Source organism: Paenibacillus sp. Soil724D2, from assembly GCF_001427935.1.
Lineage (GTDB): Bacteria > Bacillota > Bacilli > Paenibacillales > NBRC-103111 > Paenibacillus_E.
Genome location: NZ_LMRY01000023.1, coordinates 99,484 through 124,942, shown reverse-complemented (window position 1 = coordinate 124,942; position 25,459 = coordinate 99,484). Strand labels below are relative to the sequence as shown.

Below are 25,459 nucleotides of genomic sequence, written 5' to 3'. Positions count from 1 at the left end.
AAGGGAGATTGTATGCGGAAACCACTTCAGGAATACAAGATGATTTACTTAGATGCTGGGGACACTTTACTTACGATTCCAGCAGCTCAAACGATACTCAAACAGTATTTACAATTGCGATCTGTGGATCGTGATGAAGCTCATATTAGTGAACTATTTACGGAAGCTTTTCGTCTTTTTTATTATGTGAATAAGCAGGATAATTTCGTGGTTTGCAGTCCAGATTCAGACCGTGAGTTCTGGGTTAATCTATATAAATACGTACTTCATAAATTGGGCATTCACGAGGTGTGGACAGAGGAAGAGATTTATTCCTGCTGCCACGAGCTCTACGACATTTACACGGCACCCGAGTATTATGAATTATTTGATGATGTTAAGCCATTTTTAGACGGTTTGAAGGCCCGAGGGTTTCGAATTGGGATTATCAGCAATTTTGCTCCCACCTTGAAAGCCATACTGGAGGATAAGGGGATTTTGCATGATTTCGATCCCGTCATTGTTTCAACTGAAGTTGGTCTAGAGAAGCCAGATCCGGCGATTTTCCAACTTGCCCTGGACAGGGCGGGGCTAGAGGCTAAGGATATTCTTTATATCGGCGACCATGAAACGAATGATATTTGGGCGCCAAATCAAGTCGGTATCGATGCTGTGCGAATTATCCGTTATTCCTATCATACAGGAGAGGGTATTCATTCCCTGCTTGAGTTGTTCCATGAACAAGCCATAGCATAAGAAAGGATCTGAGAAGTGATGAAGTCATCCATTATGGATGATCCGAAGAAAAAAGAAATTACCAAAAAGCGGCACTTTTCGTTTCGGATCAATATATTTTTCTTTATAACCTTTTTATTATTTTCGATATTAATCGTACGATTGGCTATCTTACAATTCGTTCAAGCCAAAGATCTTAAAGCGGCGGAAAATACGAATACGAATCAGACAACGAGTATCGCCCCCATTCGAGGCAATATCTATGACTCTACAAAATCTCCTCTGGCTTATACAATTCCTGTTCAGTCCTTGTTTTTCCGTATTGAACCAGGTCAACAAAACAAGGATGAAGTAATTGCGCTTGCTCAGCGGCTAAAAGTAGATGTTTTTGATAAATATGCCAAACCGAATTCGGTCAGTCCAACTCCGGAAGAGATCGTTCTAGCGATGGATTTAGGTTACGATATCAATAAAAATAAGGTGAAAGACCCAAGTTACTACTGGGTTCCGCGGCGGATTAAAGCCGATTTGTCCAAGGGAGAAATGGCCTATTTACTTGAACATAGAGATGAATTTAAGTGGCTAGAAGTAACGGAGGAGAGTATCCGTACTTATGAAATGGATGATGATAACAAGACCACGATAGCCACACATTTGGTTGGATATTTGAAATCATTTTCTACACAAACAGCCAAGGATATTTATAAAGACAGCCCAAATAGCGAAGAATACCTGAACTCAGAAAATGTAGGATTTGACGGCATTGAACGCATGTATCAGGATGAGCTGCGCGGTAAAAATGGGAGTAGGAAATATCCCGTCAATGCGGCTATGAAAATTATCGGAAGAGCCGAAGTGACAGCGCCTGTCAAAGGGAATAATCTATACTTGTCGATTAATAAAGATATTCAGAAGGCAACGGAGAGGATACTGGAGGATCATATCAAATATTTACGCAGTCCGACTCATGCCAATGATCTGTATATGAAAACAGGGATGAAGGCCTCCTCTGGTTTTGCCGTTGCGATGGAAGTGGATACAGGGCGCGTTGTTACAATGGCGAACTATCCGGATTACGATGCTAATGCATGGACCGGAGGGATTTCGCCGGATATTTACAAAGAAATTGGTACGTATATTTCCAATGGATCTATCATGACAGCTAAATCCAAATATCCAGATGAAAAAGAGAATGCGAAGCATCCGTCTTCCATTGTTTTTATGGGTTCAACGATTAAGCCTTTGTCGGTATTAATTGGACTTAAGGAGAAATTATTCGGCGCTTATGAGAACTATTACGATTCAGGATCGTTTAGTTTTGGTAAGGGCGGGTCTAGTACCATCACAAACTCGGGGAAAGCAGCTTACGGATATATTAATGCTTCTGGGGCTATTGAACACTCTTCTAACACGTATATGTCCGAGAAAGTGGGCATTCCCTTCTATTTGAAATATGGGGGAGAAACACCAAAGGTCACGACGAAATGGGCAGAATACCTTGCGAAATTTGGCATGGGTGTGAAAACAGGGAGCGGTCTTCCAGGTGAGTTCGCAGGTTCTAATGATTTCGTTAAAAATGCCCAAAAAGACAGTTACCAATCAGCAATGGTCTACGCTTCATGGGGACAAAATGAAAAAACGACTACGCTGCAGCTTGCTCAATATACAGCTACATTGGCTAGTCGCGGGAAACGTATGAAGCCTCTTTTTGTAGATGAAATTCGAGATTACCAAGGTGAATTAGTTAAAAAAATTGAGCCAGAGGTTATTGAGGATTCCTCCTCTGAATTTTCTAAAGAAGATTGGAATACCATTATCCATGGTATGAAAAGTGGCGCCGAGGGCATTGATGAATTACCGTATAATGTAGCACGCAAAACAGGTACATCGACGCAAGCAGTTTCGGGAGGCACGGTAGAAAATGCTGTGTTTATCGCATTCGCTCCTGTAGAGAATCCAAAGCTAGCCGTAGCTGTTGTTGTACCAGAAGGCGGATTCGGACGCTACGGGGCATCCCCGATAGCAGCCAAAATTTTTCAGGCATATGACGCGGCGAACGACGGTATTCTGACGAAGCTTGGCGGCGGGAAAAGGCCGTGGTAAGTGATTAGGATTACAGGAAAAAAAGTGATTATATAAAAGGGGTCTGCAGAAGCAGGTCCTTTTTTTCATATGTTTTTGGGTTATGGGAAGCAACGCTTACCCCTTATTTATAGGGCTACTGCGGTAAACGAATGTATGCATCGCTAAAGTGGGGAGCGCGTGGAAGTGACTTGATAGTGAGAAAACACGCTTAAAATCGGAGGATACATCCGGAGCCTTCGTAATGTCTGCTGAAGCGATGAGATTCAATACTAAAGTGTGAGAATGCAGGTAAAGTGGCGTGAGACGTCTGGAAAAGACCTCTCAAAGAATATTGAATGCTCGAGACTGTCGATTCATTCGTCCAATATTGCTCTACATGGAAGTGTCTTAAATCGGGATCAAATGTCCTATATGCTGAATTGAAGTTGCTGGATGAATGAATATTCGAGGTTGAATGATGTTGTAAAAAGTACAACAATTTCTGCCCAAGTCTCGTCTATCTCCCTTCATTGTTGTATTTTTAGCAACATTCGGTTGGATAACACCTAGTTAAGCAGTACGCGTGTGCAGGAACCGTTTGGCACCCTTGAACATATCCTAGTGTAAGGGAAGGAATAGTTCCTAACCCAAAAGTTGCACAAGGCAAACTTTTATGCGCAGAGGAAAGGTGGAGGAAGGCATGAAAAAAACCAGGTTATCAGCTTCATTAAAGCGACTTCTGATTTCCATCATTTTTCTATAGGATACAGCGCCTTCACGTACTTTCATCGCATTTCCAGAATGACGGACAGATATGGTATACTAATATATCGGTTGTCGAATAGAAAGATTGATGAATGGTACGGAGGAGTGAGTTTCACCATGTGTGGTATTACGGGTGTGATGTATTTTGAAGATAGAGAACCAACCACTGCAATGTTGCAGCAAATGACAGATGTTATTGTTCATCGGGGTCCGAACGATTCCGGTTTTTGGACGGATAATCGTATTGGTCTTGGCTTTCGCCGCTTGTCTGTTATTGACCTGAAAGAAGGGCATCAGCCTTTGGCTAATGAGGATGATTCTGTGTGGATCATTTTCAACGGGGAAATTTATAACTATAAAGCCCTGCGCAGTATGCTGCAGGAGCGCGGGCATCAATTCCGCACGCAAAGTGATACGGAGGTTATCGTTCACCTTTATGAGGAGTATGGAGAGGAATGCGTCAAATACATGCGCGGCATGTTTGGCTTCGTAATTTGGGACAAGAAAAAGAAGCAGCTGTTCGGAGCGAGAGACCACTTCGGCATTAAGCCGTTTTACTATCATGTCAATGACCGCCAGTTCTTGTTCGGCTCCGAAATTAAGAGCCTGCTGGCTGCAGACGGCATGAATCGGTTGATTCACACGGACAGCTTGCTGAACTATTTGACCTTTCAATACGTACCTGAGCCTAACACGATGTTCCATGGCATTCATAAGCTTCCACCAGGGCATACGGTCAAAATAACGTTTGACGGAGAAATGTCGATACATAAGTATTGGGATCCCATGTTTGAGCCGGAGGATCGTCCGTTTGACTATTATGTAGAGCAAATTCGGGAAACATTGAAGGATTCGGTCAAGCTCCACATGGTCAGTGATGTGGATCGGGGCTGCTTCTTGTCGAGCGGGATTGACTCGACGGCGATTGCTACACATATGCGGAATATCGAACCGATCCGCACGTTCTCCGTTGGCTTCGAAGGCGCCAACAATGAAACGCCGATTGCCGCCCAAACGGCTGCAGCACTCGGGACAGAGCATTACGACAAAATCATCACGCAGGATGATTTCTTCGGCACGATGCCGAAAGCGATCTGGCACCAGGACGAGCCTGTCGCCGATCCTTCGGCCATTGCCCTTTATCACGTGGCGAAGCTTGCGCGCGAACACGTGACGGTTGTACTGTCCGGCGAAGGCGCGGACGAGCTGTTCGGCGGCTACCGCATTTATCGCGAGCCGCAATCCTTGCGTCCGATCGACCAGCTGCCGACATCGGTGAAGCGCATGCTGAACCGCTTCGCTCGGATACTGCCAAGCAGTGTGAAGGGCCGCAACTATTTGCTGCGCGGCACGACACCGCTTGAGGAGCGTTTCCTCGGCAACGCCAAGATTTTCTCCGAGGATATGAAAGCGGAGGTACTGCGCCTTGATAGCGAGATGCTGCGCAACTATAAGAATCCCGTGCAAATTGCTGGCGATTATTACAGCAAGACGAAGCATCTTGATCCAGTGAGCCGGATGCAGTATATCGACATGAATCTATGGATGCCTGGCGATATTCTGATGAAGGCTGACAAGATGACGATGGCACACTCACTCGAGCTGCGTGTTCCTTTCCTCGATAAGGAACTATTCGAAGTGGCACGCCGCATTCCGGCAAAGTACCGAATCGCGAATGGAACGACGAAGTACATTTTCCGCAAGGCGATGGAAGGTATCATTCCTGATCCCATCCTGAACCGTCCGAAGCTGGGCTTCCCAGTGCCGCTGCGCGATTGGATGAAAGGCTCTATGGGCGATATGGTTTTGGAGCAAATTAAGTTCAGCGGGATTGAGGATTATATTGACATCAACGCTGTGGAACGCATGCTGCATAAGCATCGTAATAATCAGGGCGACTATGCTCGACGCATTTGGACCATCTATATATTTGCCCTCTGGCATGTGACATTCATGGAAGAACTGCCTAAGAAAGTGCTCGCTGCTTACTAGATCTACTAATGACGTAGAGACAGGGGATGGGAAACCGTGGGATCTTATAAATTAATCGCCCTCGATATGGACGGCACCTTGCTGGACGATGACAAAAAAATATCAGTTGAAAACCGAGAAGCGATTCAGGAAGCCACTAAAGCGGGTAAGATCGTTATTATGTCTACAGGACGCGGAGCTGTAAGTGCTATGCCATATATTCAGGAGCTGGGGCTTAACTCACCGCTTGTCGTGGTCAATGGGAGTGAAGTATGGGAGTCTCCGTCTAAATTGCTTAAGCGGACCCTGCTTCCAGTTGACACAGTACGTAATTTGCATAGTCTAGCTCAAACGCATGATTGTTGGTGGTGGGCTTATTCGGTGCAAGGTGTGTTCAATCGCGAGAGCGAAACCATGGACATTGACAGCCAAGAATGGCTAAAATTCGGTTATTTCACTGAAAATATGGAGAAATTGCAGCAAATCCGGGACTTCGTAGAAGGATGGGGAACACTTGAAATAACGAATTCCCATCCCTCTAATATTGAACTTAACCCATTAGGCATTAGTAAAGCGAGCGGTGTGGAGACGGTATGTCAGCTTCTAGGCATTAGCATGTCTGAAGTCATTGCGATGGGGGATAGTGAGAACGACATCGCGATGATTCGTGAAGTAGGTCTTGGTGTAGCTATGGGCAATGCACAGGATGAAGTGAAGCGTATTGCTGACATTACGACCGTTACCAACAATGAACATGCCATTGCTAAAGTAATTCGCACCTATATGTTGTAGAAGTAGTAGTGAAGTGATAAACCATCTTGGATTGGAGGAGATGCGTTTTTATGATCACCTTAGGCTGGACATTAGTTATCCTTTTATTTGTAGTGGGCATGATTGGTGCGGTTTATCCGGTGCTGCCCGGTGTGTTAGCGATTTATGGAGCTTTTTTCATCTATGGTTGGTTGATCAGCTTTGAGCCGTTCGGATTCTGGTTCTGGCTTATCCAATCCTTGATTGTCATTATCATCATGGTGGCCGATTACGCAGTAGGTGCACTAGGGGTAAAGAAGTTTGGAGGCTCGAGGGCGGCTATCATCGGAAGTACAATTGGTCTACTCATTGGGCCTTTTGTTATTCCAGCTTTCGGCTTAATCATTGGCCCCTTCTTAGGCGCAGTGATTGGTGAAATCATCATCGGTACATCGTGGAAAAAGGCGATAAGTGCCGGTGTCGGCTCTGTACTCGGTTTCTTTGCAAGCAGTGCGGTGAAAATTGCGCTTCAGCTGGCGATGATTATTATCTTTTTTATCTGGGTTTTTTAATGGAATGAATACTGTAAGAGAGTAGGAACGGACTTGACGAAGGAAACCAAAGATTCTCTAGTAAAAGGGACGCTCATTCTCACCGTGGCCGCGCTAATAGCGCGGTTTCTCGGCGTTTTCCAGCGAATTCCGCTGGTACACTTGCTTCATGAGGAAGGAATGGGCAGTTATTCCATTGCTTTTAATCTATATTCGATCTTACTTGTTGTAGCAACAGCAGGTATCCCAAGCGCACTAAGCAAAATGGTGTCCGAGAAGTATGCAATCGGAAGACCTGCAGAAGCACAGCGGATTTATCACGCGGCCATATGGTTTGCAGTCGTTGCGGGAGTCGTAATGACGGTGATTCTATATGTCTTTGCACCGATCTATGCCGATAACATTTCACATGGTGGACCGGATGCCACCCTAGCTACTCGCGCAATAGCGCCAGCTATGCTGTTCTTCCCGCTTATTGCCATTATGCGGGGCTATTTCCAAGGTAGGCAAAACATGATGCCTAACGGGATTTCCCAGGTTGTGGAACAAATATTCAGACTCGTAACCTCAATCGGACTCGCATTTATTTTATTGAACATCAGCTTAGGTTGGGGAGTTGCGGGTGCATCTTTTGGAGGGGTCATGGGCGGGATTGCGGCACTTGCCGTTATGCTTTACTATGCTATGAAGCTGAAGCGTAGAGATGCGCAGTCAAACATAGCGGCTGAGCAGATAGCTGCGGGAAGCACGCAATCGACACAATCACATACGCCAGTTCGATATAGTGAAATCTATCGCAGCTTATTGAAGCTGTCCATTCCGATCGTTATTTTCTCTGTGACGGTTACACTTGTGTATGCGATCGATACCTCGATCATTATCCCGCTCTTAGAAGGGACCATTGGCAGAAGCGAAGCGCTTGGGCTTGTTGGTATTATAGGTGGACGTGCCCAGTCTCTGGCGGGGATTCCGATTATTTTGGCCATCGCGCTTAGCCAATCGGTCGTTCCCATCATCTCAGCAGCCTATTCACGCAAAGATTTGAAACAGGTTGGCCACCAGACAACAAGGGTGCTTCAACTCTCGATACTTTCTGGGTTACCAGCTGTATTGGTGATCGCCATTGCTGCCCGTCCATTAGACTTCTTCATGTTCGGGCATGAGGATACCGCTTTTGGCATGAGCCATGGACCTCACATGATTTCACTGCTCACATTAGGAGCTATGTTTCAAATTGTGATGCAGACATCGGGCGCTGTCCTTATGGGCATGGGCCGAATGAAACCGCTGATGCTGCATGTTGCCATTGGTATTGCGGTCAAGCTAGCTGGTAGCTTCTTACTTGCGCAGTGGTTTGGCATCTATGGAATCATCGGCTCAACGGGTCTTTGTTTTATTGTCATGTCTTGGCTCAATTTACGCTCGCTTCGTAAAGAAGTCGACTTTACGATCCTCGGACGTCGTTTCATCGGATTACTGTTTTCCATCGTTGTCATTGGTATCCTTGGTCTAGGGGCAGAATGGCTCACACATACGTATGTGCATCCTACTAGCTGGTATCGACTAAATGAAGGAATAAATGCAGTACTTGTTTGTGGCTTCTCGGCTGCCTTGTATCCATTGATGCTGATGGTAACACGTGTTGTAACGAAGGACGATGTGAAAAACTTCCCATCCCCTGTGCAAAAGCTAATCGGCAAAGTGAGTCGTCTTATCAAACGTTCCTAGTCATAGACAAGCTGAGTCACCGGATCACTTTCTTAATCGCTTGGGCAGCTACAATGCCTAACTCAATCTTGCTTAAACCAAAGTACACTTCTTTCGTTAAATCATAAGGAATCGGTACAGGAATGGAGCGCATATGCACCAGTGGCTCCTTCACACTCGTGAACCAGTCACCAGGCTCTACAGGGGCCAAGCTCCTGTCAGGCCATACCGATGTAAGCTTAGGACTATAAAACGGCTGTGTTCCTTTCTTAAGGGCGCTGCCATCCAACCTCTCCTGATATTTTATATCGGGAGGGGTTTTTCTTATTTGGGCAAACAGGTGTGGCCAATAATCGGAACGTGATCCAGTATGGGGAGTTGCGGCCGCAAATCTAAGTACGCCTTGAAGTACTTCCCGTGCTCCGAAAAGTATCGCATACAAGCTTTTTCCGAATTCGATGCGTTCTGTTAAGCTAGCAAAATTCTCAAGTATAAGTCCAGCCAGATGCGGCTGAGGTGCGTGGGTTTGGTCGGAAGCGGGAAAAAAGGGAAACCCGATTTGATTCAATTGCAACCATGCTTGTGTTTTGAACAAAGGCGTATTCAACACGTTCTGCTGAATCTGCTTATTCTTTACGATTCGTTGTTCGATGTAGTTTTGTTCATTAACAATAAGTGCAATTGTTAGGGCGGCCGATTCTTGATTCGTCCAGAAGTCGCTCCAAACAGGGACCATCCAGGACGAAATATTCATATGCGGCAGGAGGTGAAACAAACTCATCTTTCGCTTCTTGCTTTCGCCGTAGAGCAGTAGTTGAGGATAAGCATCTTGAAAAATAAGACCGTTCGCTCTTTCCAGAAAAGAAAATAGATGCTGAGCCAATTCATTGCTTATCAAATGTGGCAGCAGCTCCCCGCGAAGATCGGTCATGCACCAGCCCCCGTTGCGTGAAACCATATGGGCAAGCAGTGCCCAGTGAAGCTCCGGATGATCCTGATAACAAGACCAATACGCGTTAGTTCGTGTCACATTATTTCGATTTTCCCGCTGGGTTCGTTCCTTAATTCGATGGACAATCGCCCGCTCATCTGTCGAGAGAGGAGCACTTACGACACCGCTTTGCTGCAGATCTAATTGATGTTTTAAACCCTTTTCCAACCGTCCTATGAATGCTGTCGAGACAGGAATTTCTTCCAAAGGGCCAACTATTTTAGCAGTGGAATGCAAAAGAAGCGATGCTTGCTGCTTGAACAGCTGTGCAACTGCGTTCGGCAGTCCTCTCATTTTGCTTAGAACACCTTTCATGTTCTTACCTCTTGGTTTAACTGTTCCTCCCAACACCAATTACCTCCCCGACCTTCAAGAAATCCATGCCTCTAGTGTTTGCTTATTCACTTACAGGTATGTGGGAACGCGGCCAATTATGGCTATGGCTTCCAATCATCTCTTGACAGACTAAGTGTATGAAGTGTAAAGGAATGGTTCGGTAAAAGTACGTTTGCTTATCGACTTCTCATGCTCCCCACATCCAGAATGAATGTATATCTGGCTAAGTTAAGCACCATTGTCCTGTTCGTATTAGGGCTTGTAGCCTTTCAATTAATGTTGATTCCTATTCAAATGGCCGTATTTGACGCAATGATTCCAGGTGAATTCAAACAAGCGGTGACCATCTCGTCTCTAATCCATAGCCATCCTTTTTTGCAAACACTGCTGCCGTCCTATTTCATTGAATTTGTCCTCTATTACGGAGCGGGTGTGATGGGTGTGGTTATCCTCTTTACGGTGATTTTACTAGAACGCAGCTTCCGATATAAAGGCATCGCAGCTGGAGTTGTTTATTGCGGCGCGGCTCTTCTGCTTATGTTAATCCCCATCCTACTTGCGGAAGACTGGCTTCGGGATTACATATTCCCCAGCGAGGTTCTCATTCTACAAATTATCATTGGTATCTGTGTCACAGGTCTTTCTTTGTGGTTCAGTTCCTACTTATTACGAAAAAAAGTGACCATTTAAGGAGGTGCGCCCATGAAACGTTACTGGATACTTGCGTTGCTTATTCCGTTTACTGCCTTGTCGATTAGTATGTATTACGTTACAGCTGCTGAGGATGTTAAGCCAGATTATTATCTGAAAACGCTTGGGGGCGAGGAAAAAGAAGCTTTACCTATGACCGTTCAAGCTCGATATGAAAACGAGAGGGTTGATATTCAAACGAACGGGAGCAGCTATCCAAGCGAACAGCAGTCCTATATGAAAAGATTGGATTCATCCTTCTATTATTTAGAGGAATTAGGTGGTCTACTCGAAGAACATCGCTCCTTCCTGAGAGGGAAAAGGAATGTGAATGCATTTTTTGAAGATGAAAAAGGTATTGCTTACGTAGGTTTTGAAACGGAGTTCGATTTGGACAAAATTCAATCGGATCTCCTCGACATCTCGTTTTATCAAAAAGGAACTAAAAAAAGCGAATCCTTCCAGGTGAAGGTGCAGAAGAATAAAGATGAGTACGTCAGTATCTTGGATGTTCAGGTGAAAGAGCGGACGATGAAGCTGATGATATCTCAATATCAGCAGTCAGGTAAATATTCGACACCCAATAATTCAGAATACTATATGTATACACTGGACCTCGATAAGAAGAGTATTGTGGAGAAGAAGTTGGTTGCAGCCGTTACCACCCAAGACAAATCGATACGGACAATAATTACCAATATCTGGTCAAGCGGCTTGATCAAGCCGAGCAACTACGCAATCTTTGATCGAACCTCATACCAACTAAACGGTACGAAAGAGGATACTGCAGAGGCAAAAAATCAAGTAATCGTGAACCGTGATATTCTTGTTTATGATATATGGAATGGTCAAATGACGACGATTCAAAGCGATCCGGTACATGACATGCTGATGAAGGGAAACCCGGAAAACCTGTCCATTCGATATATTGGCGATGATCTCTTTCTCACCTTGTTGTCAGAGTTTTCGGAATCTCGAGTTCTTCAGTACCAGTTAGTGGAGAATAAGCTTAAGCATGACGTCAAGCTTACTCTTCAAGATTGGCAAACAGAATGGGGCAGAGCACACAACACCCAAATTGCCAATAATCGTTTATACATGCTCGCTTTAGGAAGGAAAGATCCGGGGGTAGTTATTGCTGACTTGGATACAGGGAAGATCGTGTATCAGGGTGTGATTGAAAGGAAAGACGAATTAGGAAGCAATAGGTTATCATTTGAAAATATATCAGTTAGGTAGCACTGTTGCCTAATACTTTAACTGATAGGGAAGGGGCCGTGAGGCCCCATTTTTCATCATAAAAGTTTATTTAGGCTAGATAGTTACGGATTTTTGCAAGCTAAGTGAGATTGTGGATATATATGCATAATTATTTGTTAAATGACTATGGCGTAAACCGTTTATTTTAACTATTCCGGTTTGCTGTTGATATTCTGGTATTCCGGTAAATCCCCCAGATTCATAGCTTCAATATGCTTCTTGGTTTCAGTCGTACCTAGCTGGTACACAAGAAAATAAATATCCTTAAGCTGTTCATCATAAGCGCGATTTTTCATATCCTGGTCTTTTTCCGGGAACGCCTCATACGGTGTACTTGCCCTTTTCACCAATTGCTTATCTACAAGATTGATTTCTCGGAATTGTTCAACGAGCCGGAGAAGCTCTGCCTCATCGGCGTGGATCTCGAACTCATAATGGTCTCGAATGAGCCCCTCACTGGCAGGAACGACTTCTTGCCTTCCGACGCTAACCCAATATGTTGTTCTTGGCATGCTGTATCACTCCTTATCTCATCTTTATTACTATTTACCCCGAAGTCGATGTCTAGAAACTTTTATAAATTAGAAAAACCTTGCGAGGCTTAATCGCAAGGTCATAATAAAAATCACTCATCCGTCTTTTCCGAATTGGCTTGCTCTGTTCCGGGTTTAATCATACGTCCAGTTCGTTGGAGCGCTTCACGCAGCAAATACTCGATATGACCGTTCACACTGCGGAATTCATCCTCCGCCCAACGCTCCAGAGCCTCGTACAGCTTAGGATCAAGTCGGAGCGGGAAATTCTTCTTAGGAGCCATAGCCCTGGTCCCGTTAGTACAACGAACCGGTATTAATGACCGGGCTCGCTGAGCGGTCCGATACAATCGCAACAAGCAAATTGTTTATCATAGCCGCTTTTCTTTCCTCATCTAGGTGCAAGCCCTCGGACTCCAACCGAGAGATAGCCATCTGAACCATACCCACAGCGCCATCAACAATAATTTGGCGAGCGGATAAAATAGCAGAAGCCTGCTGGCGTTGAAGCATAGCACTGGCAATTTCAGTCGAATAGGCGAGGTGGGTCAGGCGAGACTCAATGACTTCTACACCTGCTACAGACAGACGCTGCTGCAGTTCAAGGCTAAGCTCAGCGGCAACCTCATCTGCATTGCCTCTAAGCGAGTAGCCTTCGCTTTCAAAACGGTCATAAGGATATTTGCTGGCGACATGACGCAGCGCCGTTTCACTTTGAATTTCAACGAATTTTTCGTAGCTGTCCACATCAAAGAGGGCCTTGTAGGTATCGACTACTTTAAACACGATGACGGCCGCGATCTCGATAGGATTTCCTTCAATATCGTTTACTTTGAGTTTCACACTGTTAAAATTGCGCACCCGCAATGAAATTTTCTTTCTGTTTGAAAAAGGAACAATGAGCCATAGGCCGTTCTTGCGAATTGTACCCAAGTAGCTGCCGAAGAAAGTGATGACAGAAGCTTCATTCGGATTAACAGCAGTGATTGTCGAGACGAATATCAGTCCCAGAATAATAAGGATGATGCCCGGCACAATTCGTTCCTGCGTAAGAAGGAAAACGCCAATCCCACCGCCGATAATAAATAACAATAAACCGAGAAAACCATTTAACGACCAAGCATTCGTTTCTTTCATTCTTGCAGCACCCTTTCAAAGTATATCTTTTTGATATTTATATGATATCACTTTTTACTTTTACTGTAAATATATTTCAAATAAATTGCAGCCTATCTTTAATCTTGATACAATTGTTTGGACATGCTATAAGTTAATAAATTCTAAGCAATGAGGTGCTCGTCATGATTAAAGTATCCAATGAACAAGCTTTTCAAGAACAAATCTCGCAGCCCACGTTGACCATTGCTGTATTCAAAGCAAGTTGGTGCAAAGACTGCCACTATATCGAACCCTTCATGCCGGCAGTGGAGCAAGCTTATTCTGGACGTATCACGTTCATCGAGTTAGACCGCGACGAAGTGCCTGATCTTTGTGAGCAGTTGAATATCCTTGGTATTCCAAGTTTTATTGCTTTCCGTGAAGGCCAAGAGCTGGTTCGTTTCGTCAGTAAATTGCGTAAAACACGCGAAGAAATTGAGGAGTTCCTGGGCCGTGCAATCGAAGTGTCCGATGCGTTAAAGTCGTAAGCACAAAAAATCTCTCTTCTGAGTTAAATGGGGTCAAGATTGACCCCATTTAACCAAAGAGAGATTTTTTTATAACCAAGCATATATTTATGATTTATGATCGATAGCCATACTCAGGGGTATAGGTGTTAGCATTCAGCGATTTGTTATTGCGAAATGTTTCATAGGCTTTATGATCGCGGGTGGAGTCAGATTCGACGAGGACTAGAATTTTCCCATCCTTGACGTAATTATCATAATCTTTGGCCTCATTCTCGGGAATACCTAAACCGATTAAGCCGCCGACAAGGCCGCCTGCACCCGCGCCAACGGCTGCGCCGGTCAATGTCGCGACAATAGGGCCGGCTGCTATGATAGGGCCTATACCTGGAATGGCAAGTGCACCAATACCCAGCAGTAATCCCGTAACGCCACCTAATACACCGCCAGCAGCAGCACCGGTTGCTAGTCCTTCTTCCGCTTTGGTTTCTGTTTCATCCTCGATTTGACTTAAACCCTCGTTATTCCTGCCGATAACTGAGATATCATCTGCTCTGTAGCCTTCTGCCTTGAGTTGGTTAATCACGCGAATGGCTTCTTCTTCCGAATTGAATACTCCAATAATGTGCTTACCCATAGATAAAACCTCCTGCAATCGATTTTGGTTGAACAGCAATAATTTGGTGCTCATCTTTTATTTACCCTCGTCCCAAAAGTTGAAACATTGAATGACTTTTGAACTTCAGGACGGCCTTCCGCGCGGTTTCGGAGCTTTGTAACAATTGCGAATGGATTTGCCTACTTATTACAGCTATAATTGAAAGCGGAGCAACATCATTCGACATGATTAACAGAAGTAATGACATAAAAGTAGGTGCAATCATGCAAAAATTGATTCAAAGATTAGCGAATCTTTCGGCCATTGGCATGTTTCTTATTCTTGCAATGGGTGCCTTAGTTACGAAGGCTGACGCAGGTAGAGGCTGCGGAGATGAGTGGCCCCTGTGTCATGGGACATTCGTCCCGGCACATACGATTTCTTCACTAATTGAGTACAGCCATCGATTGGTGGTAGGCATTGTGACGTTAATCCTGGTTGCTACATTCATTCTTGTATTTCGTTATGTGAAACGTAGAGATGCCAAATTTTTTATCTCCGCTACGGTATTGATGACGCTCATTCAAGCAGCAATGGGGGCTATGGCTGTCGTATGGCCGCAATCTTCACTCGTCTTGGCCTTACATTTCGGATTATCCTTATTGGCCTTTGCTTTTTCTTTGCTGCTAGCCATTGTTTTTACGCCATGGGGGCAATTCCAGCGTGATACGGCCATTCGCAGCAGTTTTAAAGCCCTTGTATGGATAACGACGATATACAGCTATGTCGTTGTTTATCTGGGTGCATTCGTTCGTCACACGGTTTCATCAGGCGGATGTTCGGGCTGGCCTTTATGCAATGGGGAAGTAGTCCCTGAACTCAGCGGGGCAACGGGTATTGTCTTTACCCACCGTGTAGCGGCATTACTGCTCTTTATATGTATTTTGTTTCTTTACTTACAAGCCAAACGTTATTATCAGGGCTCAGACAAGCTGAGGTTTGGCAGCAAATGGGCGCTAATTTTAGTGTCTCTGCAAGTGTTTAGCGGAGCCGTTGTGACCTGGTCAATGGGGAATGAAGTCGCTTATTTATTTACCGGCATGATTCACGCGGTTATTGTTTCTTGCATGTTTGGATTCTTATGTTATCTATGCGTACTTACGCTATATGACCGCAAAGCTTAATACCTGACGGACGAGCTCCTTGGAAGCACGGCAGGGCTATCTTTGCGGTAGAGGATGCCTTCTGACGCGGAAGGCTATTTCCTTTTTACTTACAATTACTCATCTACAATCCCACAGTCAAAGGTGGAACCTACATGGTACCTACGAATTTACGAGCTTTTCTAGACATTTTGCGCCGCGAAAATCAACTGATTGAAATCTCGGCTCCAGTAGACCCCAATCTAGAACTTGCCGAGATTCATCGGAGAGTCATCGACGAGCAAGGTCCAGCCTTGGAGCTGCCACAACGTCTGCTGGTGAATGCAGCCAGCCGCTTAGCCGAGTGGCCGCTGGTCCTCTTAGTGGATGACGCCAGCGGCATCACGAACGACCAAACCAAATTCTTATGGACCGTGTTCACTCGTTTCAATCCGGCAAGTGACATGTACGCGCAGTCCAGCGTGAATCGTCATCATATCGCCTACGAGGTTCCGATTGTGATTGATGCTCGTATGAAACCAGGATATCCAGATGAGTTGTTCCCGCGGGAAGATATCGTGGAACTCGTGGATCGCCGTTGGAAGGAATATTTCGCATGAATGAGTATCGGTTCCGTTCCTTTTATCCACATGCAGGGTTTGTTCTGGTGTATATCCTTTGGGGCATTAATCTAGCTTCGCTGAAGATTGGGGGAAGAGAGTGGGATTCCCTCGTTTTTAACGGCTTACGCTTCGCGAGTATGATTCCGTTGCTGTGGGTTTATACTTACTTTTATTATCGATCGCGTTCGCTGAAGATGCAGATTGCCGGTAGAGATCTGCTCCTTATATGCGGGTTAGGCATTCTCAATGCCATTGGCATGGAAGCTCTTCTGCAGTATGCCTTGCAGTTCTCTAACTCCGCGAATGGAGCTGTTTTAGGGCGCGGCTTCATGCCCGTCATAACCGTTCTTTTCGCTTTAATTGCCGGTCAAGTGAGGCTCACATGGCGCATCCTTATCGGAATTCCATTAGCTTTATGCAGTGTAATCGTCATTGTCTCAGGCGGAGTTGATGGATTCCATCTTGGAGGAGAAACGTTCCGAGGGGATATTCTATTATTGATGCGCAGTGTTATGGGAGCCATTTATCTCATCGGTATGAATCGACTTGTGTTGCGCTATCCGCTGCCGCTGCTGATTTCACTCGAAATGACAGCAGGGGCGCTCTCGCTACTGCCTTTCGTTCTCTGGCGTGCTGACGCCGCCTATTTTGCGGCCATTTCTTCGACAGGCTGGATCAGCTTAATTTATACTTCCTTGATGGCTACTGCATTAGGATTTTCTATACACAACTGGAGCTTAGCTAAGTTAGGGCCGTTCAAATCTTCTGCTTATGGGTACTTACTTCCTGTAACTGCAGCTATTGCGGGCTACATCTTTTTGCATGAGTCGATTTCCCTGTATCAATGTTTGGGTGGTGTTGGGGTTTTGGCAGCTATGTATTTGGTACAGCGGGATCGTTCACAGAAGGTGAAACAGACCCTAAGCGAACAAACAACAAGTCTATAACCGAACAAATTTGCTAGATGAAAAAGGGGTGTGCCCGTGCTGCGAGTATTGTTCAATGAACCGAAACGAATAGATAGCGGACTTCTTCTAGAAGCCGGCAACGCGGTTAGAACGTATATTGAGCTGTTGGAATCTAAGGAGCATAGCCGCCTAGCTTCAGAGTATCCCAAGTATCATAGACGGGCGATCTGGAGCAAGGGGTTTATTGATGCCTTGGATGAGCTTGAACAGAGCAAATATTGCTGTGAGCGTTACGCTGAGCATATCTGTAAGGCATTCTTGGAGGAAATGAATCCGCAAGAGATCGAAGAATATCATCGATTTGTTTATTTTTATAAAAATGCCTTCATTCGCTTGTTTTCGATCTTGGACAAATTGGGCACGTTTATGAATGATCTTTTCGAGCTGAAAACAGAGACGCTTAAGTCTCGTTTCTCGTACTTTACTGTACTGCGCCGTATGCATGAAAAGCATATCCACGGTTCACTAGAGCTCCAGCTTTATAATCTCAAAATGGATTATAAATCGTCGCTAGATCGACTGCGCAATCAACGGAATATGGAGATTCATTATATTAACGCTGAAATGCTGGATGATCTTATGCAAAAAGAGCCGATTCCCGGTGAGCGTATTCACGTTGAAAATGTGAAATCAAATATCGCCGATCTGCAGCAGGGATTTGAAATGGTGTGCCGAACCTTAACAATAGCTTTCTCTTATATTACGGCAAGTATTGCAAAGGGGTAAGAGGACCATGGAATTAAGAGGCCGAACGGTTCTTATTACAGGCAGCGCCAAGGGCTTGGGGAAAATGACCGCGATCACCCTAGCGCAGCGGGGCTGTCAGGTAGCTGTCAATTATGTAAATAGTGAAAAGGAAGCTGCTGAGCTCGTCCTTCGATTGGAAGATCTGGGTGTTCGCAGCGTGGCCGTCCAAGGGGATGTCGCCAAACGCGATGATATTATACGTATGGTGGAACAAACAACATCTGCGCTCGGTCCGATTGATATTCTCGTGAATAATGCTGGACCTTTCTTCAGAGAGCGGCGCTTTTTCGCTGATTATAACGTCGATGAGATTGAGTATCTGATGCGCGGCAATTTGCTCGGCGTCATGGAGCTTGATCATCTGGTTCTGCCTATGATGCGGGAGAGACGATGGGGGCGAATCATCCATTTTGGATTCGGTAAGGCGGCTGAAGCAAGGGGCTGGACGCATCGCGCCGTATACGCGGCGGCTAAGGTAGGCTTAGTTTCCTTCACGAAAACGTTGGCCGAAGAAGAGGCGAGCCATGGGATCACTGTCAATATGATATGTCCTGGCGATATTCGAGGTAAGAACAAAGAACGGACGATGCAAGAAGCTCGTCTGGAGGTTGATGGGGAAACACCGGTAGGAAGACCGGGGACGGGCGAAGATGTAGCTAGAGTAATTGATTTCCTTTGTTTACCTGCATCTGATTTCATTACTGGAAATATAATGGATATTTCTGGTGGGCTCGATCCGATCCAACCTTTGCCAGTGCTTAACCAGCGTAAAAACTAGCCCTTAATACATAGCCAAAAAGAGCTTACCATAGAGGTAAGCTCTTTCTTATGATATAGTCGTATTTAGAATACCTGTACGACTTCTGTTATGCCTTCAACCTCTTCAACCAATGCGCGTTCAATACCAGCTTTCAACGTGATTGTTGAGCTTGGGCAGCTGCCGCAGGCACCCATCAGTTTCAGCTTCACAACACCGTCTTCTACATCAACGAGATCTACGTCACCGCCATCGCGTTGTAGAAAAGGACGGAGTTTATCTAAAACTTCAAGGACTTCATCATAAATTACTTCTTTTGTTTTTTCAGTCATTTGATTCATCTCCTTTCTTCTATTATTATATTACAATAATGATTAAATGAAAATGGTTTTCAACTTGAATATCAACATAAGGTGGAATTTATATAATGAGACCAATCATTGAGTTTTGTGCCAGTAATATGCATCATGGAACCGATAAAGTCATGAAAGCTTTGGAACAAAATCCTGACTTCGACGTCATGGAATACGGCTGTCTAGGCAATTGCGGACAGTGCTATATGGAACCTTATGCGCTTGTGAATGGCGAAATCATTGCAGCTGAAAGCGCCGATGCTCTTCACGAGCGCATTTTAAACCGCATTAAAGAAATTGAAGCAATGTACGAACTTCTTGGAGACTAATCTTACCCGAAGTGGCGTTTCGACTTCCACAGTACACCGCTTTTGAGCACACGAGCGATTTTGCCCGTCATTAACGTACGTTTACCCATGATGCCGAAGCCGGCCTTTTTACCCAGAGAACCGAGCGTACCTCTGAGTTTAATTTTACCAAGACGAGGCGTATCGCCTTTCCAAATCGACAGCATGGCTTCGGCAATCTGCTTGCCTTGGGCTTGCGCCGCTTGCGCACTTGGAGAGAACGGCAGGGAAGCGCAGTCCCCTACGACGAACACTTCTTGATAATCTGGAATTTGATGATACTCATTAAGCATGATACGGCCCTGACGGTCTTTGGGCACATTCAATGCCTCAACGATTGGATTGGGCTGAATGCCTGCTGTCCAGATTGTAGCATCGGTTTTAATAATTTCATCCCCGTTGTACAAATCTCCACCATCTAGTCGGACTAACGATACCCCCGGACGGAGTTCAATATGATGCTCCGTCATCCATTCGCGGACGTACTGCTGCAGATTGCTCGGGAAAGCGGAAAGTAAGCTTGGGCCACGATCAATCAATCGAATGTTCAAATCAGCCCGGCTTTCACGGAGCTCAGCTGCCATTTCAACTCCGCTTAGACCTCCTCCAATAATGGAGACTTGTCCATATGGCGCAATGTCGTTAATGCGCTGGTAGGTAGCACGTGTTTGGCAAAGAGTCTGGATGCTGGAAGAGTACTCTTTAGCACCGACAATTCCATGATAACTATCCACACAGCCGAGACCGATAACTAACCAGTCATACGATAGCGGTTCTTGATCTTCAAAATGAATTTGCTTGTTGTTCAAATCGACGCTAGAAACCTCACCGAATGTTAGAAGCAACCGCGGGTCATTCGGATAGGCAACACGAATATGTGTTTCAGCAATCGTACCTGAAGCTAATGCATAATATTCCGTTTTTAATCCTTGAAAAGGGCTTCGGTCAATAAGTACTAGCAGTGTATCTTCTGGCAAATCCTTCTCCAGCATGTTTAAGGCTATGGTCAAACCGCCATAACCGCCTCCGAGAATTACAAACTTTTTCATCCCATCCAATATCCCTTCTGAACAATATCTCTTCTCTAGTATGACTAATATACCCTGATTTCATTATAAAAGGTGTCACGTTCAACAGGAATGCGTCCTGCGCCTTTAATAAGATAAACGAGCTCATCTCGTGTAAGACCTTCTGGTGATAATGCGCCGGCAGCATGGGAAATCTTCTCTTTCACGATCGTACCATGTGCGTCCGAAGCACCGAAAGTGAAGGATAGCTGGGTCAATTTCGTACCAATGTTGATGAAATAAGCCTTAATATGCGGGAAATTATCCAGCATCAAACGGCTAATCGCAATGGTTTTCAGTTCATCCCAAGCTGCTACCCGATGTTTGAGGCCTGCGTTTTTGCTTGCTGGCTGAATGGAATTAGGAATGAATACTAAGAAGCCGCCTGTTTCATCTTGAAGCTCACGCAGCAGCATCATATGACGAATGCGTTCCTCTTTCGTTTCAATTGAGCCGTACAGCATCGTTGCGTGAGTTTTCATACCGAGCAAATGAGCGTTACGATGTACGTCAATCCATTCCTCCGAGGATGCTTTTTCTACTTTCATTTTCGTTCGGTAGCGCTCCGTCAGAATTTCGGCTCCTCCTCCTGGAAGAGTGGACAAACCTGCATCCATTAGCGTCTTGAGGACATCTCGGAAGCTAAGACCACTGATACGCGAGAAGAATTCAATTTCAGCCGCTGTATGAGCTTTAATCGTAACGTCAGGGTAAGCTTGCTTCAGTTGGCGGATGCAATCCACGTAATATTCAAAAGGCAAATGCGGGTTATGCCCTTGGCTAATATGAAATTCTTTAATTTCTGGATTAAAATTTTCAGCTACATAATCTAACATTTGACTAGGTGTCAGTGTGTATGAGCCTTCTTCACCTTCGTCGCGGCGGAAATGACAAAAAGCACAATGCTCCTCGCACACATTCGTAAAGTACAAACTCATATTTTGGACAAAATAAACCTTGTTTCCGTTCATTCGCGTATTTACTTTGTTCGCTAATTGACCGATGGTTAGCAAATCGTCCGATTCATACAAAAATAGCCCATCTTCCATAGATAGACGTTGACCATTCTCAACTTTGTCTGCAATTTCGGCCATCCGTTTGACCGGGTCTGTAGTGACAACACTCATCATTATTCCTCCTCTGAATAGTAAATAAAGTCCATACTGAATCGACGCATTCAGCTAGATAAGGACTAAATGCGTTATGTGGTGTGAGACGCTCGCGTACCTGTTCATCCAGTTCGGTCAGGAATTCACACTCTTAATATAGGGATCTTTAAACGGAGTTTAAAGTCTCTCTGCTTAGGGATCTTTGAGCGTAGTTCAAAGTCTCTTCGTCTTGTTTCTTCTATTATACGTGTAATCCATCACATCCATTATAAACCTCCGTGTTGGGAGGGGCAATATCATTAGATGGAGATAAATTGACAATATACAAATATGACATTATTTTTCCTGCTATATGAGGAAATGTTATTCCCAATATTAACAAATTCCTGTATACTATTGCAATGTGATTACGTAGGGCTAAAGGTGATTAAATCGTGATATCAGTATTCGTGACCGAACCACAGGAACGATTAAATATAGAAATAGAACAGCTTAGAGGCCATATGGTTTCCTTAGGTACGGCATACGGCTTCCTTCATCCAGAAGTGCAGCAGTGCAGTCGAGAGCTCGATCAATTGCTGTTACAATATTATGCGATAAGACATAACCGTAAAGTTTATGGCTGAAATGGCTATGAATGACTGCGCAACTGCCCTTGAGCAATGCGTCAGATAGGAGTATACTTGATAGTAAGCATTACGAAAACTTAGTATAATGCCAGTTTTCCATAAGGAGAACTTTAGGGAGGGATTTCCGTTATGATTAACATTAGTGAATCAGCGTCAGATAAGATTAAAGAGCTTCTATCTTCTGAAGAGTCACCGAACCTATTCTTGCGTCTAGGAGTCAAAGCTGGAGGCTGTAGCGGTTTCTCTTACGGCATGGGCTTCGATGATGAGCAGAAGGATGACGATAAAGTATTCACCATACATGGCCTCAAGGTCGTTGTGGACGAAGATAGCTCCAAATATTTATACGGTGTTGAAATTGACTACACAGACGCAGGCATGGGCGGCGGGTTCTCCATCAATAACCCGAATGCCGTAGCATCGTGTGGATGCGGCTCTTCCTTCAAAGTGAAGGATGAAGAGGGCTTAGTTGAGAAGTGCGACGATAAAGTCGAGGCTTAATACGTGATTACGACCTCCAAGCTTATGTGCGATGTTAATACACAGAAGCTTGGAGGTTTTTTTATGTTAAAGAACAAAGAAAGAAGAGTGTCGAATGGTACAATAGGGATAAATAGGGAAGTGGAGGATTAAATCATGCAACTACGCGAATCTGGTGTCATTTTATTTTGCGAAGATTACGAACGAGCCTTAAATTTTTACACGGAGAAAATTGGTCTTCCTATTCGTGAACAAAAAAGTAATTTAGCTGTACTTGATTTTGGTGGCAGTTATTTAATGATTGAGGATAATGGCACTGCATCAACAACACAAAAGACTAGAGCGCAAAATCCAACAGTGATAAGGTTCAACGTAAATGATTTTGAAGATACTATTTCGGAGCTATTAAGTCGCGGTGTGAATGTTGATGTACATTCATTTAATTGGGGGAAAATTGGCGTATTCATTGATCCAGAAGGAAACAGGATAGAGATCAAGGATTAGTCTTATGCATGTAATTTCAAATGATATAATATACATAAAAAGGAATTCCTGCAGTTGATGAGAGGAGTTGTATCCTATAAGTGAATTGGAATTTTAATGTTTCAATCATCTCTACAATTGTTGTCATTTTCGTATTAATACTGTTTTACAGAAATAGAGATGAGGACGAAGGATATTTAGGGTTGAAATTAGTTGGATATTACATTCTAGGTACATTCAATTTAAAAGTTGGTATTTTAATTCCTATTGGATTTATTATTTGGCTGCTTTTGTTTCACCCGAAGACGAACCGAACGATAAAGCGATATTCGGCTATATTTGGATTACTTATGATGTTGCTTGGTCATTGGATATTTTAGCTCCCCGAGTGCAGGATCGTTGCACTTGCGGGAGCCTTTTTTACATTATTCGCAAAAAACAAAAAACTAGCGGAACCCTTTTAAGCATTGAGAGAATAGAATAGATTGAAAGGTTTACTTTACTAGTGATATAAGAAGGAGGTGTGTCTATGGCAACTAGGCAGGAATTTATTGAGATCATTGCGCCTATTGCTGTGAAGCTTCGTCTAGAGAACTCACCGATCTATCCTTCAGTGAGAATCGCGCAAGCCATTCAGGAGACTGGGGGCAATATGAACGCGTGGAACAATCTAGTCGGTTATAAGTTTGGTAATGGCATACTGACCCCATATTGGCAGGGAGATCGCGTTTCAACAACGACATGGGAAGTTATTGGGAGTATACGCTATGATAACGTACCAGGAGATTTTCGCGCATACCCTACGGTTGAGGCAGGTTTTCGTGATCAGGATTACCTTTTTGGATCCCCTCGTTATGCTAGCGTCAGGATGGCGAGAAGTCCTGGTGAGCAAGTGAAAGCTTTGCAAAGCAGTGGTTATGCATCGGATCCCTCTTATGCAAGTAAACTGAATGCGATAATTCAATCTTATGGTTTAATTCACTTTGATGAGGAGGTCGTGCGTATGTTAGAGAAACTGGAGGAACAAATTGCAGCCTTACAAAATAGAGTTAGTTCCCTAGAGGAGCAAGCAGCGATGGAGGTCGTACCGCAATGGGCGAAAACTGCTGTAGACGCTGCGATCCAAGCCTCATTAATCGATACTCCGGAGAAAGGGAGCTATGATTTCTATCGATTATTAACGGTTCTGCATCGGAAAGGGATCATCTAATGGCATGGAAGAAAAAAAGGCCGCTAGTGTATAACGGGTTCTTTATCCCTAATACACCATGCGGCCTTTAATTTTAACATTATCACCATACTTGGCTTTCATGAGCTTACTTTGCTCTAGCATGAATGTGTAAATCTCTTTCAAACGGTTCTTACGAGGTTTAATCGTTTCTTTAATTTCACCATTTAGTACAATATCGTAAACGATCATGTCATTCGCTCCTTTATTTTGTCTTTCTACTATCATTGTAGGCTATGAATATTAAGTCACGATTAAAATTTCTTTTCAATTGTGTGAACAAGCTTAAGGATTTGTTAACTGAGAGTAAAATAATTCCGATGTTTCGATCAATTTTTTTTATCGGCTGACTGAGAGTTTAGCGTGTGCATAACTTTATGCACAGTATCCCCTATAAATACAGCGTGTTTATGGGACATATTAACAATCTACCCACAGGATATGCACAGGTATCTGTGGATAACGGAACGCTTGTTCTAATTTTGCCCCCATGATAATATAATTACAAATTATAGAATAAAGGTGATTTCAGTGAGACAAATTAGTGACGAAACATTGATCGACTCTTATTACAAAGCATTGGATTTGAGATTGGAATCAGATTTTGTTGACCTGTTGCTCGCAGAAATACAGAGACGTAATTTAAAACTTCACGTTTACATCAAAGATGAAACCCCACTAAACTAGAGCGTTTCTTCATGTAGTTATTTCAATGGTAAAATTCTGGTGGCAGTCAGCGCAGTTTACCAGATGAAGGCATTGATTATTCTGTGAGCCTAGTGTCCCATCTGACATGGAGATATCATCAATCTCTCTGTAAGGAGAGTAGGGACCTAGATAGTCACTCCATTTCCCGCAATCATTCATCTGTTGTGAACAAACAGGACACACGGTATTTAGCTCCTGTAGGCCGTTGCAAACCGGACATATATATGACAAAGGGGTATTCCTCCTAATCCGTAGATTAGGTT

30 protein-coding genes are annotated in these 25,459 nt (G+C 44.2%); 21 read left to right on the top strand and 9 right to left on the bottom strand.

Going from position 1 to position 25,459, the window contains the following annotated elements; all coding sequences use genetic code 11:
- The first annotated feature begins 12 nt into the window (after positions 1–12).
- The 6 genes from ASG85_RS19775 (at position 13) to ASG85_RS19750 (ending at position 8,543) form a co-directional block, all read left to right on the top strand.
- Complete coding sequence (locus ASG85_RS19775; protein WP_060647555.1) at positions 13–735, top strand: HAD-IA family hydrolase; 723 nt, start codon at positions 13–15, stop codon at positions 733–735.
- 18 nt (positions 736–753) lie between these two features.
- Entirely contained in the window at positions 754–2,817 is a 2,064-nt protein-coding gene (locus tag ASG85_RS19770; RefSeq protein ID WP_057307574.1) for a peptidoglycan D,D-transpeptidase FtsI family protein, read from the top strand.
- Between the two features lie 843 nt (positions 2,818–3,660).
- Positions 3,661–5,535 (top strand): asparagine synthase (glutamine-hydrolyzing), encoded by a 1,875-nt coding sequence (gene asnB / locus ASG85_RS19765; RefSeq protein ID WP_060647554.1) that lies wholly within the window; start codon positions 3,661–3,663, stop codon positions 5,533–5,535.
- Between the two features lie 36 nt (positions 5,536–5,571).
- Complete coding sequence (locus ASG85_RS19760; protein ID WP_060647553.1) at positions 5,572–6,306, top strand: Cof-type HAD-IIB family hydrolase; 735 nt, start codon at positions 5,572–5,574, stop codon at positions 6,304–6,306.
- Positions 6,307–6,356: 50 nt separating this feature from the next.
- Positions 6,357–6,836 carry a DUF456 domain-containing protein gene (locus tag ASG85_RS19755; protein WP_057307571.1) on the top strand — a complete coding sequence of 160 codons (480 nt, stop codon included), beginning with the start codon at positions 6,357–6,359 and terminating at the stop codon, positions 6,834–6,836.
- A gap of 33 nt (positions 6,837–6,869) precedes the next feature.
- Positions 6,870–8,543 carry a polysaccharide biosynthesis protein gene (locus tag ASG85_RS19750; RefSeq protein WP_060647552.1) on the top strand — a complete coding sequence of 558 codons (1,674 nt, stop codon included), beginning with the start codon at positions 6,870–6,872 and terminating at the stop codon, positions 8,541–8,543.
- A 16-nt stretch (positions 8,544–8,559) separates the two neighbouring features.
- On the opposite strand, the gene ASG85_RS19745 is transcribed toward ASG85_RS19750, so the two are convergent.
- A complete protein-coding gene (locus ASG85_RS19745; RefSeq protein ID WP_156396695.1) occupies positions 8,560–9,828 on the bottom strand; it encodes a DUF2515 family protein in 1,269 nt (422 codons plus the stop codon).
- Between the two features lie 228 nt (positions 9,829–10,056).
- Between ASG85_RS19745 and ASG85_RS19740 the strand changes: the two genes are divergently transcribed.
- On the top strand, positions 10,057–10,539 hold the full coding sequence (locus ASG85_RS19740; protein WP_162257278.1) for a hypothetical protein: 483 nt from the start codon (positions 10,057–10,059) through the stop codon (positions 10,537–10,539).
- 12 nt (positions 10,540–10,551) lie between these two features.
- Positions 10,552–11,778: a hypothetical protein gene (locus ASG85_RS19735; RefSeq protein WP_060647549.1), complete on the top strand. Its 1,227-nt coding sequence runs from the start codon at positions 10,552–10,554 to the stop codon at positions 11,776–11,778.
- A 170-nt stretch (positions 11,779–11,948) separates the two neighbouring features.
- Here ASG85_RS19735 and ASG85_RS19730 read toward each other — a convergent pair whose 3' ends face one another.
- From ASG85_RS19730 to ASG85_RS19720, 3 genes are all read right to left on the bottom strand, one after another.
- On the bottom strand, positions 11,949–12,311 hold the full coding sequence (locus tag ASG85_RS19730) for a hypothetical protein (protein ID WP_060647548.1): 363 nt from the start codon (positions 12,309–12,311) through the stop codon (positions 11,949–11,951).
- Between the two features lie 113 nt (positions 12,312–12,424).
- Complete coding sequence (locus tag ASG85_RS19725) at positions 12,425–12,616, bottom strand: hypothetical protein (protein WP_060647547.1); 192 nt, start codon at positions 12,614–12,616, stop codon at positions 12,425–12,427.
- 13 nt (positions 12,617–12,629) lie between these two features.
- Positions 12,630–13,469, bottom strand: coding sequence for an SPFH domain-containing protein (locus ASG85_RS19720; protein ID WP_057307562.1), 840 nt, complete (start codon positions 13,467–13,469; stop codon positions 12,630–12,632).
- A 164-nt stretch (positions 13,470–13,633) separates the two neighbouring features.
- Between ASG85_RS19720 and ASG85_RS19715 the strand changes: the two genes are divergently transcribed.
- Complete coding sequence (locus ASG85_RS19715; protein WP_057307561.1) at positions 13,634–13,978, top strand: thioredoxin family protein; 345 nt, start codon at positions 13,634–13,636, stop codon at positions 13,976–13,978.
- A gap of 94 nt (positions 13,979–14,072) precedes the next feature.
- Here the strand turns inward: ASG85_RS19715 and ASG85_RS19710 are convergent, their stop codons facing one another.
- Positions 14,073–14,594, bottom strand: a complete 522-nt coding sequence (locus tag ASG85_RS19710; RefSeq protein ID WP_057307560.1) for a general stress protein — start codon at positions 14,592–14,594, stop codon at positions 14,073–14,075.
- 245 nt (positions 14,595–14,839) lie between these two features.
- Here ASG85_RS19710 and ASG85_RS19705 point away from each other — a divergent pair, with 245 nt between their 5' ends.
- From ASG85_RS19705 to ASG85_RS19685, 5 genes are all read left to right on the top strand, one after another.
- On the top strand, positions 14,840–15,739 hold the full coding sequence (locus tag ASG85_RS19705; RefSeq protein WP_057307737.1) for a COX15/CtaA family protein: 900 nt from the start codon (positions 14,840–14,842) through the stop codon (positions 15,737–15,739).
- 134 nt (positions 15,740–15,873) lie between these two features.
- Positions 15,874–16,317 (top strand): UbiD family decarboxylase domain-containing protein, encoded by a 444-nt coding sequence (locus ASG85_RS39610; RefSeq protein WP_060647546.1) that lies wholly within the window; start codon positions 15,874–15,876, stop codon positions 16,315–16,317.
- Entirely contained in the window at positions 16,314–17,267 is a 954-nt protein-coding gene (locus tag ASG85_RS19695; RefSeq protein ID WP_057307558.1) for a DMT family transporter, read from the top strand. Before ASG85_RS39610 ends, ASG85_RS19695 begins: the two co-directional genes overlap by 4 nt.
- Positions 17,268–17,303: 36 nt before the next feature.
- Positions 17,304–18,014: a Cthe_2314 family HEPN domain-containing protein gene (locus ASG85_RS19690; protein ID WP_060647545.1), complete on the top strand. Its 711-nt coding sequence runs from the start codon at positions 17,304–17,306 to the stop codon at positions 18,012–18,014.
- Between the two features lie 7 nt (positions 18,015–18,021).
- Complete coding sequence (locus tag ASG85_RS19685; RefSeq protein WP_057307556.1) at positions 18,022–18,813, top strand: SDR family oxidoreductase; 792 nt, start codon at positions 18,022–18,024, stop codon at positions 18,811–18,813.
- Between the two features lie 65 nt (positions 18,814–18,878).
- Here ASG85_RS19685 and ASG85_RS19680 read toward each other — a convergent pair whose 3' ends face one another.
- Complete coding sequence (locus ASG85_RS19680; protein ID WP_029194781.1) at positions 18,879–19,124, bottom strand: NifU family protein; 246 nt, start codon at positions 19,122–19,124, stop codon at positions 18,879–18,881.
- Positions 19,125–19,219: 95 nt separating this feature from the next.
- Here ASG85_RS19680 and ASG85_RS19675 point away from each other — a divergent pair, with 95 nt between their 5' ends.
- Positions 19,220–19,474 carry a YuzB family protein gene (locus ASG85_RS19675; RefSeq protein WP_057307555.1) on the top strand — a complete coding sequence of 85 codons (255 nt, stop codon included), beginning with the start codon at positions 19,220–19,222 and terminating at the stop codon, positions 19,472–19,474.
- A gap of 2 nt (positions 19,475–19,476) precedes the next feature.
- Here the strand turns inward: ASG85_RS19675 and ASG85_RS19670 are convergent, their stop codons facing one another.
- Both ASG85_RS19670 and mqnE read right to left on the bottom strand, forming a co-directional pair.
- Complete coding sequence (locus tag ASG85_RS19670) at positions 19,477–20,541, bottom strand: NAD(P)/FAD-dependent oxidoreductase (RefSeq protein WP_057307554.1); 1,065 nt, start codon at positions 20,539–20,541, stop codon at positions 19,477–19,479.
- A 44-nt stretch (positions 20,542–20,585) separates the two neighbouring features.
- Positions 20,586–21,689 carry an aminofutalosine synthase MqnE gene (gene mqnE / locus ASG85_RS19665; protein WP_057307553.1) on the bottom strand — a complete coding sequence of 368 codons (1,104 nt, stop codon included), beginning with the start codon at positions 21,687–21,689 and terminating at the stop codon, positions 20,586–20,588.
- Positions 21,690–22,102: 413 nt separating this feature from the next.
- Here mqnE and ASG85_RS39255 point away from each other — a divergent pair, with 413 nt between their 5' ends.
- The 5 genes from ASG85_RS39255 (at position 22,103) to ASG85_RS19645 (ending at position 24,470) form a co-directional block, all read left to right on the top strand.
- Complete coding sequence (locus ASG85_RS39255) at positions 22,103–22,294, top strand: aspartyl-phosphate phosphatase Spo0E family protein (RefSeq protein WP_235549491.1); 192 nt, start codon at positions 22,103–22,105, stop codon at positions 22,292–22,294.
- A 132-nt stretch (positions 22,295–22,426) separates the two neighbouring features.
- A complete protein-coding gene (gene erpA, locus ASG85_RS19660) occupies positions 22,427–22,798 on the top strand; it encodes an iron-sulfur cluster insertion protein ErpA (protein WP_029194777.1) in 372 nt (123 codons plus the stop codon).
- Between the two features lie 135 nt (positions 22,799–22,933).
- Entirely contained in the window at positions 22,934–23,281 is a 348-nt protein-coding gene (locus ASG85_RS19655; RefSeq protein WP_057307552.1) for a VOC family protein, read from the top strand.
- Positions 23,282–23,361: 80 nt separating this feature from the next.
- A complete protein-coding gene (locus ASG85_RS19650) occupies positions 23,362–23,640 on the top strand; it encodes a hypothetical protein (protein WP_057307551.1) in 279 nt (92 codons plus the stop codon).
- 149 nt (positions 23,641–23,789) lie between these two features.
- The gene (locus ASG85_RS19645; RefSeq protein ID WP_060647544.1) at positions 23,790–24,470 is read left to right on the top strand and encodes a glycoside hydrolase family 73 protein; all 681 of its coding nucleotides are present in this window, start codon (positions 23,790–23,792) and stop codon (positions 24,468–24,470) included.
- Between the two features lie 48 nt (positions 24,471–24,518).
- On the opposite strand, the gene ASG85_RS19640 is transcribed toward ASG85_RS19645, so the two are convergent.
- Complete coding sequence (locus ASG85_RS19640) at positions 24,519–24,680, bottom strand: hypothetical protein (RefSeq protein ID WP_057307549.1); 162 nt, start codon at positions 24,678–24,680, stop codon at positions 24,519–24,521.
- 330 nt (positions 24,681–25,010) lie between these two features.
- Here ASG85_RS19640 and sda point away from each other — a divergent pair, with 330 nt between their 5' ends.
- Complete coding sequence (gene sda, locus ASG85_RS37055; protein ID WP_373460170.1) at positions 25,011–25,175, top strand: sporulation histidine kinase inhibitor Sda; 165 nt, start codon at positions 25,011–25,013, stop codon at positions 25,173–25,175.
- Positions 25,176–25,459 lie beyond the last annotated feature (284 nt).

What these genes read in the sequence shown, in the direction of transcription:
- ASG85_RS19695 (WP_057307558.1), top strand. Translation starts at nt 16,314, where the DNA reads ATGAATGAGTATCGGTTCCGTTCCTTTTATCCACATGCAGGGTTTGTT.
- ASG85_RS19680 (WP_029194781.1), bottom strand. Translation starts at nt 19,124, where the DNA reads ATGACTGAAAAAACAAAAGAAGTAATTTATGATGAAGTCCTTGAAGTT.
- ASG85_RS19735 (WP_060647549.1), top strand. Translation starts at nt 10,552, where the DNA reads ATGAAACGTTACTGGATACTTGCGTTGCTTATTCCGTTTACTGCCTTG.
- ASG85_RS19745 (WP_156396695.1), bottom strand. Translation starts at nt 9,828, where the DNA reads ATGAAAGGTGTTCTAAGCAAAATGAGAGGACTGCCGAACGCAGTTGCA.
- ASG85_RS39610 (WP_060647546.1), top strand. Translation starts at nt 15,874, where the DNA reads ATGGTACCTACGAATTTACGAGCTTTTCTAGACATTTTGCGCCGCGAA.
- ASG85_RS19675 (WP_057307555.1), top strand. Translation starts at nt 19,220, where the DNA reads ATGAGACCAATCATTGAGTTTTGTGCCAGTAATATGCATCATGGAACC.
- mqnE (WP_057307553.1), bottom strand. Translation starts at nt 21,689, where the DNA reads ATGATGAGTGTTGTCACTACAGACCCGGTCAAACGGATGGCCGAAATT.
- ASG85_RS19710 (WP_057307560.1), bottom strand. Translation starts at nt 14,594, where the DNA reads ATGGGTAAGCACATTATTGGAGTATTCAATTCGGAAGAAGAAGCCATT.
- ASG85_RS19705 (WP_057307737.1), top strand. Translation starts at nt 14,840, where the DNA reads ATGCAAAAATTGATTCAAAGATTAGCGAATCTTTCGGCCATTGGCATG.
- ASG85_RS19725 (WP_060647547.1), bottom strand. Translation starts at nt 12,616, where the DNA reads ATGGCTCCTAAGAAGAATTTCCCGCTCCGACTTGATCCTAAGCTGTAC.
- erpA (WP_029194777.1), top strand. Translation starts at nt 22,427, where the DNA reads ATGATTAACATTAGTGAATCAGCGTCAGATAAGATTAAAGAGCTTCTA.
- ASG85_RS19655 (WP_057307552.1), top strand. Translation starts at nt 22,934, where the DNA reads ATGCAACTACGCGAATCTGGTGTCATTTTATTTTGCGAAGATTACGAA.
- ASG85_RS19720 (WP_057307562.1), bottom strand. Translation starts at nt 13,469, where the DNA reads ATGAAAGAAACGAATGCTTGGTCGTTAAATGGTTTTCTCGGTTTATTG.
- ASG85_RS19645 (WP_060647544.1), top strand. Translation starts at nt 23,790, where the DNA reads ATGGCAACTAGGCAGGAATTTATTGAGATCATTGCGCCTATTGCTGTG.
- ASG85_RS19715 (WP_057307561.1), top strand. Translation starts at nt 13,634, where the DNA reads ATGATTAAAGTATCCAATGAACAAGCTTTTCAAGAACAAATCTCGCAG.
- asnB (WP_060647554.1), top strand. Translation starts at nt 3,661, where the DNA reads ATGTGTGGTATTACGGGTGTGATGTATTTTGAAGATAGAGAACCAACC.
- ASG85_RS19640 (WP_057307549.1), bottom strand. Translation starts at nt 24,680, where the DNA reads ATGATCGTTTACGATATTGTACTAAATGGTGAAATTAAAGAAACGATT.
- ASG85_RS19740 (WP_162257278.1), top strand. Translation starts at nt 10,057, where the DNA reads ATGAATGTATATCTGGCTAAGTTAAGCACCATTGTCCTGTTCGTATTA.
- ASG85_RS19770 (WP_057307574.1), top strand. Translation starts at nt 754, where the DNA reads ATGAAGTCATCCATTATGGATGATCCGAAGAAAAAAGAAATTACCAAA.
- ASG85_RS19755 (WP_057307571.1), top strand. Translation starts at nt 6,357, where the DNA reads ATGATCACCTTAGGCTGGACATTAGTTATCCTTTTATTTGTAGTGGGC.
- ASG85_RS19670 (WP_057307554.1), bottom strand. Translation starts at nt 20,541, where the DNA reads ATGAAAAAGTTTGTAATTCTCGGAGGCGGTTATGGCGGTTTGACCATA.
- ASG85_RS19685 (WP_057307556.1), top strand. Translation starts at nt 18,022, where the DNA reads ATGGAATTAAGAGGCCGAACGGTTCTTATTACAGGCAGCGCCAAGGGC.
- ASG85_RS19775 (WP_060647555.1), top strand. Translation starts at nt 13, where the DNA reads ATGCGGAAACCACTTCAGGAATACAAGATGATTTACTTAGATGCTGGG.
- ASG85_RS19730 (WP_060647548.1), bottom strand. Translation starts at nt 12,311, where the DNA reads ATGCCAAGAACAACATATTGGGTTAGCGTCGGAAGGCAAGAAGTCGTT.